The 13,672-nt window shown below is 64.6% G+C and carries 11 protein-coding genes; 6 read left to right on the forward strand and 5 right to left on the reverse strand.

What is annotated here, in order from left to right:
- Positions 1–37: 37 nt before the first annotated feature.
- From HBA54_RS15240 to HBA54_RS15255, 4 genes are all read left to right on the forward strand, one after another.
- A complete protein-coding gene (locus HBA54_RS15240; RefSeq protein WP_167226079.1) occupies positions 38–841 on the forward strand; it encodes a hypothetical protein in 804 nt (267 codons plus the stop codon).
- 94 nt (positions 842–935) lie between these two features.
- A complete protein-coding gene (locus HBA54_RS15245) occupies positions 936–3,179 on the forward strand; it encodes a DUF294 nucleotidyltransferase-like domain-containing protein (protein WP_167226080.1) in 2,244 nt (747 codons plus the stop codon).
- A 98-nt stretch (positions 3,180–3,277) separates the two neighbouring features.
- Positions 3,278–3,718: a VOC family protein gene (locus HBA54_RS15250; protein ID WP_167226081.1), complete on the forward strand. Its 441-nt coding sequence runs from the start codon at positions 3,278–3,280 to the stop codon at positions 3,716–3,718.
- Positions 3,719–3,723: 5 nt separating this feature from the next.
- The gene (locus tag HBA54_RS15255; protein ID WP_322096046.1) at positions 3,724–4,884 is read left to right on the forward strand and encodes a trypsin-like peptidase domain-containing protein; all 1,161 of its coding nucleotides are present in this window, start codon (positions 3,724–3,726) and stop codon (positions 4,882–4,884) included.
- Between the two features lie 2 nt (positions 4,885–4,886).
- Here HBA54_RS15255 and HBA54_RS15260 read toward each other — a convergent pair whose 3' ends face one another.
- Complete coding sequence (locus HBA54_RS15260) at positions 4,887–6,323, reverse strand: S8 family serine peptidase (RefSeq protein WP_167226084.1); 1,437 nt, start codon at positions 6,321–6,323, stop codon at positions 4,887–4,889.
- A gap of 76 nt (positions 6,324–6,399) precedes the next feature.
- Here HBA54_RS15260 and HBA54_RS15265 point away from each other — a divergent pair, with 76 nt between their 5' ends.
- A complete protein-coding gene (locus HBA54_RS15265) occupies positions 6,400–7,326 on the forward strand; it encodes a glutathione S-transferase family protein (protein WP_167226085.1) in 927 nt (308 codons plus the stop codon).
- 59 nt (positions 7,327–7,385) lie between these two features.
- On the opposite strand, the gene HBA54_RS15270 is transcribed toward HBA54_RS15265, so the two are convergent.
- From HBA54_RS15270 to HBA54_RS15280, 3 genes are all read right to left on the reverse strand, one after another.
- Entirely contained in the window at positions 7,386–9,614 is a 2,229-nt protein-coding gene (locus tag HBA54_RS15270; RefSeq protein ID WP_167226087.1) for an esterase-like activity of phytase family protein, read from the reverse strand.
- Positions 9,615–9,750: 136 nt separating this feature from the next.
- A complete protein-coding gene (locus HBA54_RS15275) occupies positions 9,751–10,452 on the reverse strand; it encodes a glutathione S-transferase family protein (protein ID WP_167226090.1) in 702 nt (233 codons plus the stop codon).
- Positions 10,449–11,663, reverse strand: coding sequence for a CaiB/BaiF CoA transferase family protein (locus HBA54_RS15280; protein ID WP_167226092.1), 1,215 nt, complete (start codon positions 11,661–11,663; stop codon positions 10,449–10,451). Before HBA54_RS15280 ends, HBA54_RS15275 begins: the two co-directional genes overlap by 4 nt.
- Positions 11,664–11,869: 206 nt before the next feature.
- On the opposite strand from HBA54_RS15280, the gene HBA54_RS15285 reads away from it, so the two are divergent.
- Positions 11,870–12,514, forward strand: a complete 645-nt coding sequence (locus tag HBA54_RS15285; protein WP_167226094.1) for a cytochrome b561 domain-containing protein — start codon at positions 11,870–11,872, stop codon at positions 12,512–12,514.
- An 11-nt stretch (positions 12,515–12,525) separates the two neighbouring features.
- Here the strand turns inward: HBA54_RS15285 and HBA54_RS15290 are convergent, their stop codons facing one another.
- Positions 12,526–13,566: a LacI family DNA-binding transcriptional regulator gene (locus HBA54_RS15290; RefSeq protein ID WP_167226096.1), complete on the reverse strand. Its 1,041-nt coding sequence runs from the start codon at positions 13,564–13,566 to the stop codon at positions 12,526–12,528.
- Positions 13,567–13,672 lie beyond the last annotated feature (106 nt).

Below are 13,672 nucleotides of genomic sequence, written 5' to 3' on the forward strand. Positions count from 1 at the left end.
CAAGCGCTCTCAGCGAAGAGCTGGGAGTAGATCATGATTGTGCGAAAATGAAAACCTTAGTAGTACCGCTTATGATGATCCTCTGGCTGATTTTGATCGGTACAACGAAGCAAGACGCTGGACCCCGCTGGAAAAGGGACTTTGGCGCGTGATTTCGTTATTAAAGAGTGGCTTGGCCTTACTAAAGATGGCCTTGAATTTTGTCCCTGATTTCGTTGCGCGACTGACTGTGCGGCGCGACTCGGGGCCGCTCGACAGCCTGGATAGCGTGTGTTCCTTCGTCTCGACTCGCTCTGCTTTTGTCGCCCAGAAGACTCTCTATGGCTATGTAAAAACGCGCATGGGCACGCGTTATCCGAGTATGTTCGAGAATGATGTACTCATTTCATCGGTCAACATTGCCAAAATGAATATTTTTGCGGCCTGCCTTTCGGATCTGGCGATCTATGCGGCGACGCGGACACTGCGCGATGCATCGCCTGACGGCGCGGTTTACAGGGATCTGGCGCTTCGTTGCTTCAAACGCGGGTTAAGCGACAACGAGGAACAGGTCCTCAGTACCAATGCTTTCTCTCCGTCCGAGGCCCTGGCCGCCTTCGAGCAGCGCCTGGCTTTTCAGGACTGGTACGGCGGATTGCCGGCGCCGGAACTCTTTACCGCCAGCCCGGCGGCGCTTTTCAAATGGGCCCCCATCGCCCCGGAGCTGAAGCGCCAAGACAAGGAGATTGTCGAGAACTCCATCAGGTTCACCTGGCGGGATGTGCGCGCTCAGTTCGAAAAGCGGATAGACGCGGCTGGTGTTGCGACGGATCTGAACAGCTTTCGGTTGTCCCGGAATTGATCCGGATCAAGTCCTCCGCCCTGCGGATAGGCGCTATATTGCGACGCGCATTGGGCGCTAGGCTTGGGGAGTCCGGGCCTGGGGGAGTCTGGGGATGAGTTTTGCCCGCATACAAATGAGTATTTCGGCGCTGCCGCTGGCCGCCTTGCCGGCGGTGGTTCTGGATACGGAAACCACCGGCCTCGACGTGGCCGAGGACCGGGTCATCGAGATCGGCGCCGTACGCAGCGGCGGTAGCGGTAAAGACGCCAAGGGTAAAGGTGGCGGCGAGTTTGAGGAGATCGAAACCTATTCGGCGTTGGTCAACCCGGCGATCCCGATCCCGCCCGCTTCGTCCGAGATCCACCATATCGGCGACGCCGACGTGGCCGCCGCGCCGGAATTTGCCGAGGCCATGGCGGATTTCGCGCAGTGGAGCGGTCCGGCGGTCATTGTCGGCTATTCCATCGGTTTCGATCTGGCGATCCTGAAGGCGGAACATGAGCGGAACGGCTTGGCGTGGCAGACGCCGCGCAGCCTCGACGTGCGCCATCTGGTGCAGCTGGTTTCCCCCAGCCTGACGGATCCGTCGCTGGAAACCGTGGCTGCCTGGCTCGGCCTTGAGGTCACCGAGCGGCATCGGGCACTGAGCGACGCGCTGCTGACGGCGCAGGTCTTCGCCGCCCTGATTCCGCAGTTGCGCCAGCGCGGCATCGCGACGCTGTCGGAGGCGGAGCGCGCCTGCCGCTCCCTGACCGCCCGGATGGATGAGGAGGCGAAGGCCGGATGGCACGCCCAAGGCGCCGACGGCGGTGCTGTCAAGCAAAGCGTTGCCGAATACGCGCGGGTCGACAGCTTTCCCTACCGGCACCGGGTCGCCGACATCATGAGCGCACCGCCGCTTGTCGTCGCCGGCACGACGCCCCTCAAAGACGCGCTGGGTCTTATGGCGCAGAAGAAGGTCAGTTCCCTTTTCGTCGCGCCGGAAAGCAACACTGGGCCCGAGGGCAACATTGGGAAGGCAAAAGGCGAAGCCTTCGGGATCGTTACCGAGCGCGACGTCCTGCGGGCGCTTGCTGCCGAAGGCGCAGGTGCGCTGGATCAGAAAGTAGACCGATTCAGCCAGAGCCCGCTGGTGACCATCGGCGGCGACGAGTTTGTCTATCGCGCCCTCGCCCGTATGAGCACCAAGGGGTTCCGCCATCTTGGCGTGGTCGATCCGGCGGGCGCGCTGACCGGGGCTTTGAGCGCGCGTGACCTGCTGCGTCAACGCGCCGACGATGCGGTGTCGCTGGGCGACAGCATCGAAACGGCCACGACCCCGGCGGCCCTTGGGCTCATCTGGTCGGAACTGACCACGGTCGTGCGCACCCTGGCTCATGAGGATGTCGATGCCCGCGATATCGCGGCGATCGTTTCGCGGGAGCTGCGCGCCCTGACGCGGCGGGCCTGCGAGCTGGCGGAAAGCGATATGGCGGCGGAGGGCAAGGGGCCGCCGCCGGTTCCCTACGCCATGCTCGTCCTCGGTTCTGGCGGCCGCGGCGAGAGCCTTTTGGCGATGGATCAGGACAATGCCATCGTTTTCAGCGAGGGCGCCCCCGGCGGGACTGCCGACCTCTGGTTCGAAGAACTCGGCAAGCGGGTCGCCGATACCCTGAACGATGCCGGTGTCGTCTACTGCAAGGGTGGTATCATGGCCTCGAACGCGGCCTGGCGCCAGGATCTCGATGGCTGGCGGGAGACCATAGGGGCGTGGATTACCCGCTCCAAGCCCGAGGATATCCTGAACTGTGACATTTTCTTCGATGCCACCCCGGTTCACGGCGACACGACGCTCGCCCAAACGCTGAAGGATGAGGCTCTGGCGGCCGCCCAGAGCGCGCGGAGCTTCACAAAACTGCTGGCGCTGAATGCCGGGAGTTTTACCTTGCCGCTCGGCTGGTTCGGCAAGGTCAGGCTGCAGGACGGGCGGGTCGATCTCAAGAAGGGTGGCATCATGCCGGTGTTTTCCACGGCGCGCGTTCTCGCCCTGCAATATGGGCTAAAGGCCGTGTCGACGCGCGAGCGCCTGGAGGCATACCGGGCGCTGCAGGAATCCGCCGGCATCGGGTCCGGCATGGGGCCCGATAGGGGGGCTGACAGGGGGGGCGATAAGAACATCGGCAACCTGATCGAGGCCCACCGGATCCTGCTGAACCTTATTCTGCGCCAGCAATTGCGCGATATCGCCCACGGCGTGCCGCTGTCCAACAAGGTCGCGCCCGGCGAGCTGACGGCTTATGACAGGCAGCAGATGAAGTGGGCGCTGGAGCGTATCCCCTCCGTTGCCGACGTTCTGGGCACGCCCGCTCTGGGCTGACTGTTTGCGATTTCCCGGATCGTCTCTATCTTAAGGATAAGCCTTGGCCTGGCGAGTCTCAGGTCACCATCAGGCATTTTGATATGAGGGGAGATCTCTTGCGTTATCTGCACACTATGGTTCGGGTCAAGGACCTGGACGCCTCGCTGAACTTTTACTGCAACCTGCTCGGCCTGACCGAGGTCCGTCGCATGGACAGCGAGAAGGGCCGCTTTACCCTGGTTTTCCTGGCCGCGCCGGAAGACGAAGGACGGGCCCGGGAAGACAAGGCGCCGCTGGTCGAACTGACCTACAACTGGGACCCGGAGAACTACGACGGCGGCCGCAACTTCGGTCATCTGGCTTATGCGGTGGACGACATCTACGGCCTCTGCCAGAAGCTGCAGGACGGCGGTGTGGTGATCAACCGCCCGCCGCGCGACGGTCACATGGCCTTCGTGCGTTCGCCCGACGGTATCTCGGTGGAACTCCTCCAGAAAGGCGATTCCCTGGCGCCGGCGGAGCCCTGGTCTTCGATGGAAAATACCGGCAGCTGGTAAGCTCTGTGGCGCCTTTCGCCATAAGGACGCGAACGGCTGTACTTCGGTGGCTTCTGCCCGTTGCTCTGGTCGCTGCAACTCTGGTCGGCACCTTGCCGGCCAGGGCGCAGCTGGGGCCCTGCGATCAACCGCAACCGGTTTGCGATGTCAGGGCGGCGGTCTTTGCAATCTCTGCCTTCGATCCCGTTGGTTCAGCCGTTCGGATTGCACCGAACCGCCTGGTGACCGCGCGCCATGTGGTGGCGGATGAGAAGGAAGCGACGCTTTTCCTGGCCGACGGCACGCCCCTGACGGCGCAGGTCGTGCCGAGCGCTTATCCCGCCGATCTGGTTTTCCTGGAGGTGAACGGCCTGCCGGCCGGACCCAGCCTGACGGCGGCTGAAGCGACACCCGGCAGCGGGCTCTTTACTGTCGGCGCCGATGTCGGGCGCCAGCAGATCCGCGCCTACGACCCGGGCAGGACCGTGGCGCTACCGGCGCCGGACCATCCCCTCGCCCGACTGCACCACACGGCCTACAGCCAGCCGGGGAACAGCGGCGGTGCGCTGGTGGACGCCGAAGGCGGCCTTGTCGGTATCGTCGCCTCCGGCGGCGAAGGCCGTTTCGAGGCCATACCGGCCGCGGCGCTGACCGCGCTGGCGGCGCAAAGCGGCACGGATTTCGCCGAGGCGAGCGCCGAGATCGGTGCCGCTGTGCGTATCTGCACCACCCTGGTCGAGGACCACCAGGCAAGGCCGGGGCGTCTTGATGACCAGCAGGCCAAGGCCATCGCCACCGCCTGCGGGCGCAGCGGCAATCGCCAGCTCTTCGACCTCGCCGGGCAGACCCTGGGGCGCGGCGGCGCGGGTGAGGCGGCGGTCGCGCTCTTCGAACGCGGTCTGGCCGAAGACCCCAATGCGATCAACACGCGCCTTGGGCTGGTCATCACCCATCACCTGCTGCGCGACTACGAGGCGGAACTGCCGCATCTGCACTGGCTGATGGATCGGGCCGGCGACGATCTGCAGGTTCTGCGCTTTGCCATCCAGGCCGGCACCTGGGGCGGCGATACTGCGCTGGCGCGCCGCGCCTTCGAGCACCTGAAACAGGTCAATCCGCAGACCGCCCCGGCGGCGGAGCGTTTCCTGAACCAGCCGCCACCAAGACCGCCGAAGTTGGCGAACTGAAATCAGTCATCATCCGCCGGGTTGGGAATCCATCCAGCGGCGACACGCGCTGCGCCGCGCTGCAACGGTGTGACCGCGCGCGCCAGTATGGCCCGTTTCAGCTCCGCGGCCTGCCAATCCGGATGGGCCGCCTTCAGGCGTGCCGCCAGGGCCGCCACCCGCGGCACGGCATAGCTGGAGCCGGAGGCCTGGCCCCGGGCGCCGCGATAATCGATGACCTCAAGCTGCTCGGCCGGCACCATCAGGTCGACCGACAGGGGCCCCCAGTTGGAGCCCCTGGCCAGACGCCCGAAGGCATCGGAAGAGGTCACGACGATCATGTTCTCCAATGTAAGGCTGGCCGGATAAAGCGGGTCGGCGTCGATGTCGCGGCCGTCGTTGCCGGCGGAGACGATGAAAAGCAGATTGCTGTATCGCTTCGCAGCGGCGGCGAAGCTTTCCCAGTCCCCCGGCTGTCGGCTGCCCATGGGCAGGGCGACGATCCCGGCGCCTGCAGCGGCGGCGGCCGAGACGATCTCGCCCATACGGGTCATGTCCGGGCGCGGATAGCGGTAGGGGACAAGGCGGATATCAGGCGCTTCCGCCACCAGCAGGCTCGCCACCGGGGTTCCGTGGCGGATCGGAAAGAAGGGGGAGCGCCCGGTATCGCCGTCAAAGGGCCTGTCGTCGAGATCCCAGAAGTCCTGGCCCAGGGCCTTGCCTTCCTGATCGCGCGCCAACCGTTTGGTGATTTCCGGCAGCAGGTAATTCACGCCGCTGTCGATGTGGGCGACCGTGACGCCGCCGGGATCGTCGCCCGCCGGCACCGGCGGGTTCAGGGGTTCGGTGGTTTCAACCTGCGCCAGATCCGGGGCGAGGTGGATCAGCGTGCTGGCATCTCCCGCCGCGTCATACTGCAAGGCCCGGCCGTGATGGATAAGGCAGGTGCCATCGGCCAGTGCGGTCATCAGCGGGCGTTTGCCCGCTTCATCGAGGGCGGTCAGTGAGATGCGCCGCAATGCGCCGCCCGCCCTTGTGGCGCTCAGGCTGATGGAAAGGTCGCTGCCGGCCTTTTCCAGAATGACCTCCCGCCGGACCCAGGCGTCTGCCGGGCCGCGGTCGTTGACGGCGGCGGCAAGGTAGCCTTTCAACGGACCCGGGGTTTGGTCCTCAACACCCTGTGGATCGAGAAAGGCCGCCGGGCAGCGTTCGGTCGCCGCGGCCCGCAACAGGGCGCCCGCTTGCTGCAGATTATCGTCAGAGGCGGGCTCTGCCGCAACGGCCAGGGCGGGCACCAGGAAAACCGACAGCAGGACTCCGAGTCCGCCCTTGGCCAGGTCCGCAACACTGCCCGCCTGCGGCAGGCGGCAGTTTCTCTCCCGCCTGGAATCGCGCCGGTCCCGGATCGCTGCTAACAGAAAATTGTTCTCTAGAATCAAGCGCCTGTCTACCTCTGTCATCGACAGAACCGCTGTCCTGGGCCAGGATGCGGGCGCGACAGAGGCCCTATCTGCTGATAGTTAAGCGAGTACTCTATTGAACGACATCATCCTGCACCACTATCCACAGTCACCGGTTTCGGAAAAGGTGCGCATCGCCTTCGGCTTGAAGGGGCTTGCCTGGCGCTCGGTGACCGTGCCGCGCCTGCCGCCGAAGCCCGATCTGATGCCGCTGACCGGCGGTTACCGCCGTGCGCCGGTGATGCAGATCGGCGCCGATATCTACTGCGATACCCAATGCATCCTGCGGGCGCTGGAGCAGCGCTTTCCCGATCCCAGTTTCTTTCCCGAGGGGAACCCCGGACTGGTCTGGGCGCTCAGCCGCTGGACCGATGGTGAACTGCTCGATCTGGCGGTACGCCTGGTGCTGGGCGCCGGTGCCGAGAGCCTGCCTGCAGACTTCGCCCGCGACCGAGGGCGGCTCTATCTCGGCCCCGACCAGACGGTCGGGGATCTGAAGGCGGACCTGCCCAACATTATCGGGCAGCTTCGGGCCGCCTTCGCCTGGATAGAGTCGAGCATTGAGCGCAACGGCGGTTTCGTGCTGGGCCCGCAGCCCAGCCTCGCCGATGCCCTGGTCTATTATCTCGCCTGGTTCATTCGCGGCCGCTGGCCACAGGGGCCGTCGTTTCTCGCCCAGTTCCCGGCCCTGGTATCCTGGGAAAGCAAGCTGCGCGACCGGGAGCATGGCGACGTTGCGGCAATGGAGTCGACAGAGGCGCTCGATATCGCGCAGCGTAGTGAAACCGTGACGACTGAAGGCGACGATGCGGAAGACCCGCAAGGCCTGCGCTGCGGCGACCGGCTTGCCGTGGTGCCGGCGGTGGACGGTGGCGATCCAGTCGTTCATGGCAGGTTGCGCTATGCGGACCGGGAGACGGTTGTCCTGATTCATGAGCACGCGCGTGTCGGTCAGGTCTGCCTGCACTTCCCGCGCGTCGGCTACAGAATTACCCGCGCTTAGAAGCGAACAGCCCCGGACCTGATGGTCCGGGGCTGTAGGGCGAGACGCTGCGGATCGGGCTATCTGCTGGCCTGCAGCTGGTTGACCGGACCCAGGCGCAGGAACAGGCTTTCGCCCGGCGAGCCGTCGACGCCGTCGTTGTCGGTCACCGCATAGAGTTGGCCGTCGGCGGCGAGGGTAAAGCCCTCCACCTTGTCGGCGGTCCAACCCTTGGCGGCCTGCAGCATTGGCAGCAGGTCCATCGCCAGGGTCTTGCTGAGTACGGGCGGCTCGGCGCCGACCGCGGCCGGCGTGACCGCGCTGAGATCGACCTGATAGACCCGCTTGATGGCAGCATCGGTTCCGGCCTGATTGTCCCGCTCAAGGATGGCGAAGCGGCCGTTGCCCAGGGCGGTGATTTCGCTGAGGCCGACCCAGCCGCCGGCGGCGCTCTCCGGCTTGTCCAGCGGATAGTGCATGACGCCCCAGGTCGAGCTGGCGAGGTCCATTGTCAGGATCTTGGTCATGCCCTTGGGATCGTCGTGCCATTCGCGCTGGACCACGACGTAGAGCCTGTTGCCTTCCAGGGCAACGCCTTCCAGGCCGAAGCGCTTCTTGGCCGATTCCAGGACTTCCGGCAAGGTAATCTCCCGCGCCACTTCCCCATCGGGCAGGACGTGGAGGATCAGGTTGGCGCGATCCTTGTCGGGGTGTCCTTCGGAAGCGACGTAGAAGCTGCCGTCCGGGGCGGCGGCGATGCCTTCGGGATCGAGGTTCTCGACCGGCTTGCCGTCCCGGGTGATCGCCTGTGCCGCTACGATGCGGGCGGGCTCTGCAGAGACGTCGAGGGTGTAGATATGGGCGACGCTATAGAAGCTGTCGTTCACCGCGTAGAGGATCGCCGGGTCGCTCGGATGGGCAGCGAGACCGGAGAGTGCGCCCCAGCCGATCGGCTGGCCGTCGGGGCCATCGACAGAGACGATCTGCGGCAGAAGCGGGCCGTCGCCGCCCTGCTGATAGATCGCGATGGTGGACCGCAGGCCGTCTTCGGCACTGTCCTTTTCGTTGGAGATGACGATCAGGCCGCGCTCGCCAATCGTGGTGATGCCTTCCGGGCCGACACCGCCGGAGGGCAGGGCCTGGATCAGCTCCATACCGCCGTTGGCGATGTCTTCGCGAAACAGGCCGACGAGGTTGGCGCGCTCCAGGCCGACCATGACCAGGCGCTCGCCGTTGAAGCTGCCAACCGCCACGCCTTCGGGTTCGCTGCCCTTCTTGCCGGAGCGCTTCTCCGGATAATGACCCAGGGAAACCGCCATGCGTTCGGTCACCGTACCGGAATCATAGGGGATCCGGCCGTCGACGGTGAAAACGCTGAAGCCGCGCGATCCGCCCTCGTAATCGCCTTCGTTGGCGGTCACGAAACGGGTGTTGTCCAGCCAGGCAACGGCGTCGGGTTCGCGGCGCAGGCCTTCTTTGCGCTCGCTCAGGTTGATGACGCCGTCCTTTGTGAAGTCGGCGTTTTCCAGGTCGACGCTGCCGGCGGAGAAATGATTGATCACCTTGTTGCGCGCCAGATCGACGACCGCCAGGTGGTTGTTCTCCTGCAGCGTCACCACGGCCTGGTTCAGGCTGTTGATCGACACGAACTCCGGTTCCGGGTCGCTCGGGGCGATCTCGGCAAGACCGGTCAGGTCGGTGACCGTCACGGCCGCACAGTTGGCAAGCATGCCGTCTCCCTCGACCTGGAAGCTGGCGAGGTGACCGGCAGGCAGCTGCGGGATCTCGCCTTCGTTCAGGTCTTCATCGCGCTCGTTTTCGATGGCGATGGCGAGGTAGCGGCCGTCCGGGCTGATCGCCACGCTGTCCGGCTGGCCCTGCACGTCGCAGGTGGTTGCGATCCTGCCGCTATCCAGCTCGACCACCGCGACATGGCCGGAGGGCTTTTCGTAGCTTTCCGAAGTGTTCACGCCGACATAGGCGTGCTTGCCCAGCACCGCGACCGAGGTGGGTTCGCCCCCGACCATGACGATGCCGGCCGGCTTGGGGTTGGCGGGATCGGCGATGTCGACCCGGCCGATGGCTTCCAGCTCCGAGTCGGTATAGACCAGCAGGTTGCCGTCCATCGCCGAGGTCACGATCTCGGCGACGGTTTCGGTGGCCGGATCGGTTCCTTCGGGAAGATTCTGGAAAATCGGGAAGGAGGAAACGCGGGTGAAGGGTTCGGTGGCTGTGGCTGGTGTCATTGCCGCCGGGGCAAGCCAAGCCAAACCGGCCGTCAGCCCGACGGCGAGAACAGGGCGGAACATCGGATTCTCCGTGAAGCAGGTAAAAAGCCAACTTGACGCATCGTTGCGTCGTCGCGATGACGAATTTGCGTCAGATTTGTTGCGTACCCTGATTTGGTCCTCGGCTGGAACCGCTTCGATGCAGGTTGAAAACACACTAGCTTTTCCCAGCCTTCAGATGGTCTGCGGTTTGATTGAACAGAAGACTGTTGTTTTGCGCCGTATGCTTGCCGCGGTTCTGCTGGTCCTTGTGCAGGTCGATGGCGCGGCGCACCGCCGGGCGTTCCTTGATCCGTCCGCGCCAGTCCGCGACCTGCGGAAAGTCGTTGAGGGTGGAGCCCAGGGGCTTGGCGATCAGCACCCAGGGAAAGGCGATCATGTCGGCAATGGAGTAGTCGCCCAGAATGTAATCCCGGCCTTCCAGGCGGCGCTCCAGGACCGCCAGATTGCGTTCGTATTCCCCGAGGTAACGCTTGAAGCCGTAATCCTCTCCCTCGGGTGCATAGTTCTTGAAGTGACTGAGCTGGCCGGCCATGGGCCCCTGGTTGCCGACCTGCCAGAACAGCCATTCCAGGGTTTCTTTGCGGCCCAGCGGGTCCGTCGGCATGAAGCGTCCCACTTTTTCCGCCAGGTAGAACAGGATGGCGCCACTTTCGAAGACACTGACCGCTTCGCCGGGAACGTCGCTGTCGACGATGGCCGGCATCTTCGCGTTGGGGCTGATCGCCAGATAGTCGGCCTTGAACTGATCGCCCTGGGACAGCTTCATCAGGTGGGTGCGGTAGGGCAGGCCGCATTCCTCCAGCATGATGGCGACTTTCCAGCCGTTGGGCGTTGGCGCGAAATAGAAGTCGATCATGCCGCGTCCTCGCTTCTGGTCTTGGTTTCGGCGGCGCTGCCGTTTTCGATCATCGCGTCGATGGCCGCATCGTCGTAGCCGGCCTCCGATAAAATCTCGCGCGTGTGACCGCCCAGCGCCGGTGCCCCAAAGCGATGGTCGGGGGGTGTTGCGGAGAAGACTGCGGGCGATCTTGCCTGGCGCAGGCGTCCGGCGACCGGGTGGTCGCTTTCCATGACAATGCCGTTGGCCACGGCCTGGGGGTGGCGGATTGCCTCGCGCCGGGTCAGCACCGGCGCGCAGGGCACGCCCTCTGCCTCCAGCCGTTCGATCCACTCCGCCGAGGTTCGTTCCCGCAGGGCCTCCTGGGTCAACGCCAGACGGGCGTGCTTGTGCAGGTCCAGGCCCTCTGAATTCTGGAAGCGCGGATCGTCGAGCCACTCCGGCCGTTCCGCCGCGCGGGCCAGGCCGCACCACTCCTTGTGGCGCATGACGGCGACGGAGATGTAGCCGTCCCTGGTTTCGTAGATCAGGTCGATGAAGCTCTGGGCCGTTTCTTTTTCCATCTCGTCGCCGACGAAGGTGTGACCGCCCATGTCGGAGCCCCAGAGGAAAGACAGGACGGTATCGAGCATGGAAAGCTTGATGTGCTGGCCCTCGCCGCTGCGGCTGCGCGCCAGCAGGGCGGCGCAGATCGCCTGTGCCATGGTAAAGCCGGTCAGCTTGTCCGGCAAGATGGTGCGCACCAGACGCGGGCGTTCTTCGTCGGCGCCGGCCTGCACCGTGGTCAGGCCCGAGAGGCACTGAACCAGGGGGTCGAAGACCGGCTTCTGGGCAAAAGGACCCTCGAAACCGAAACCACTGATGGAGGCATACACCAGTTTCGGATTCTCCCCACGCAAGGCCTCGTAGCCCAGGCCGAGGCGGTCGATCACGCCCGGCCGGAAGTTCTGGATGAAGACATCGGCGTCGCGTGCCAGGTGCTTTACGGCGGCCAGGCCTTCCGGCGTTTTCAGGTTCAGGGCGATGGAGCGCTTGTTGCGGTTGTTGTTCAGAAAGGACGCGGAGAAACCGTTGCGGCGCGTTGCCACCTGCCGCGTATGGTCGCCACCTTCGGGGGTTTCCACCTTGATCACGTCGGCACCCTGGTCGGCCAGGATCATGGTGCCCAGGGGGCCTGAGACCATGGTCGTGAGGTCGATCACTTTGAAGCCGTCAAGCGGTCCGGGCATCGTTGAGGTCTCCTAGGTTCCAAGTTTCTTCCGGCAGAGGCCTGATCCGCGGGGAAGGCCTTCTCAGGGGGTGGATTTATACCGGCCGTTATTCTGCCAGCTATTTGCCGCCGCCGCAGCAAGCCGATTGATCCACCTGATTCTCTTGCCGCTTGATGTCGCCGGGCCGGCTGGGGCACCCTGTGCGCCATAAGGAGGCCGCAATCTTGGACCCTTTGATCCTGCATGCCCTGTTGATGCTGGTCGCTTGGCTGGTTCTGGCGCCGCTGGGTATCTTGCTGGCCCGCTTCTTCAAGATCACGCCGCGGCAGGACTGGCCCCGCCAGTTGGACAACCGCTTCTGGTGGTACGGCCATCTGATCTGCATGTATGGGGCTGTCGGTCTTGCCGGACTGGCGGTCTGGACAGCGGTTTCCACCACCGGGGGCTTTGAGCTTTCGCTGCATGCGGCTTTTGGATCGATGGCGGTGGGACTGGCCGTTCTGCAGGTGTTGAGCGGCTGGCTGCGGGGCAGCAAGGGCGGCCCGACCGACCGGCGGGCGGCAAGAAACGACCCGAGCACCTGGCGGGGCGACCATTACGACATGACGGCACGGCGTATCGCCTTTGAGGCCTGGCACAAGGTCGCGGGCTATGGCGTTTTGCTGCTGGCCCTGGCCGCCGCGGCCAGCGGTCTGGAACTGCTCGGCTGGCTTCAGCCGTTTCTGGCCTGGCTTGTCGCCCTGCCGCTGCTGTTCCTGCTGGTCTACGGGGTTCTGCAGCGCGCCGGCTTTGCCAAGGACACCTATCGCGCGATCTGGGGGCCGGACGAAGCCCATCCCGGCAATCGCCGAGGACCCGGCCGGCGATAGAACAGTTTGCCCTAGGTGGTTTCTCCTTCGATGAACTCGAAGCCCGCGTCTGTGATGCGCGGCGGGGTTTTGCCGTTCAGGCGGTCCAGAATCCGCTCCGCGCTGAGGCGCCCCATTTCGTAGCGGGGCGAGCGGATCGTGGTCAGGGGCAGCGGCATCGATTGTCCGACCTCCAGTCCGCTGAAACTCGCGAGGGCCAGTTCCCGGGGTACGGAGATCCCCTCGGCCAGGCAGTACATCAGCGCACCGCTGGCCACCGCGTCGTTCGATGCATAAACGATTTCGATTTTGGCCGACTGGGCGAGCAGGCTGGCCATATGCCGGCGGCCAAGCCCGATGCCCGAAGGTTCATCGACGGTCAGCTCGGCAACCATTTTGCCGCCGCCTTTCAGGACCGTGTCGGAAAAGCCCTTGAAGCGTTTTCCGGCGGCTTTGTCGCGCTGCAGATCGCAGCCCAGGTAGGCGAAGCGGCGGTAGCCCTTTTTCAGCAAACGCTCCGCCGTCATCACCGCGGCTTTGCGATGATCGAGGCCGACGCACATGTCGATCGGCTTGCGGGTAAGCTCCATGACCTCGACCACCGGCGCGGGGGAGGCGCGCAGGATGGTGACTGCATCGCGATGGTGCTGGGCATTGGCGATGATGATGCCGGCGGGCCGCCAGGACATCATGGCGGCGATCAACTCGGCCTCCCGCCCCAGGTCGTACTCGGAAACGCCTATGACCGCGTGATAGCCGGCGGTATCGAGACAATCGGTGATGCCGGCCAGAACCTCCGGGAAGACAATGTTACGCAGCGAGGGGATGATGACCGCCAGCTGCATCGACTTCGCCGAGGCCAGGGCGCCGGCCAACCGGTTGGGCACATAGCCCAGAGCCTTCACCGCCGCCTGAACCTTGTCGCGTGTCTTCTGGGAGACATTGGTTTTGCCGCGCAGCACCCGCGACACGGTCATCTCGCTGACGCCGGCTGCCTTGGCAACCTCGTTCAAAGTGCCCGAACCGCTGGAGATACGTTTGCCGGGCCGGTTTTTGGTTTCTGTCTTGGGCATTTCGCCTCTTTGTCCATTAGAATGTTAGCGTATGACATTTTTGCGTTGCTGCGCCAGTGGAAAGCTTGTTAGCCTGTCTCACAAGACCGCGAGAAGCCGGCTTTGA

The organism is Pelagibius litoralis, from assembly GCF_011683915.1.
GTDB classification, from domain to species: domain Bacteria; phylum Pseudomonadota; class Alphaproteobacteria; order Kiloniellales; family Kiloniellaceae; genus Pelagibius; species Pelagibius litoralis.

Coding starts and splice junctions, on each gene's coding strand:
- HBA54_RS15245 (WP_167226080.1), top strand. CDS start 936: ATGAGTTTTGCCCGCATACAAATGAGTATTTCGGCGCTGCCGCTGGCC.
- HBA54_RS15260 (WP_167226084.1), bottom strand. CDS start 6,323: ATGACAGAGGTAGACAGGCGCTTGATTCTAGAGAACAATTTTCTGTTA.
- HBA54_RS15270 (WP_167226087.1), bottom strand. CDS start 9,614: ATGTTCCGCCCTGTTCTCGCCGTCGGGCTGACGGCCGGTTTGGCTTGG.
- HBA54_RS15275 (WP_167226090.1), bottom strand. CDS start 10,452: ATGATCGACTTCTATTTCGCGCCAACGCCCAACGGCTGGAAAGTCGCC.
- HBA54_RS15280 (WP_167226092.1), bottom strand. CDS start 11,663: ATGCCCGGACCGCTTGACGGCTTCAAAGTGATCGACCTCACGACCATG.
- HBA54_RS15290 (WP_167226096.1), bottom strand. CDS start 13,566: ATGCCCAAGACAGAAACCAAAAACCGGCCCGGCAAACGTATCTCCAGC.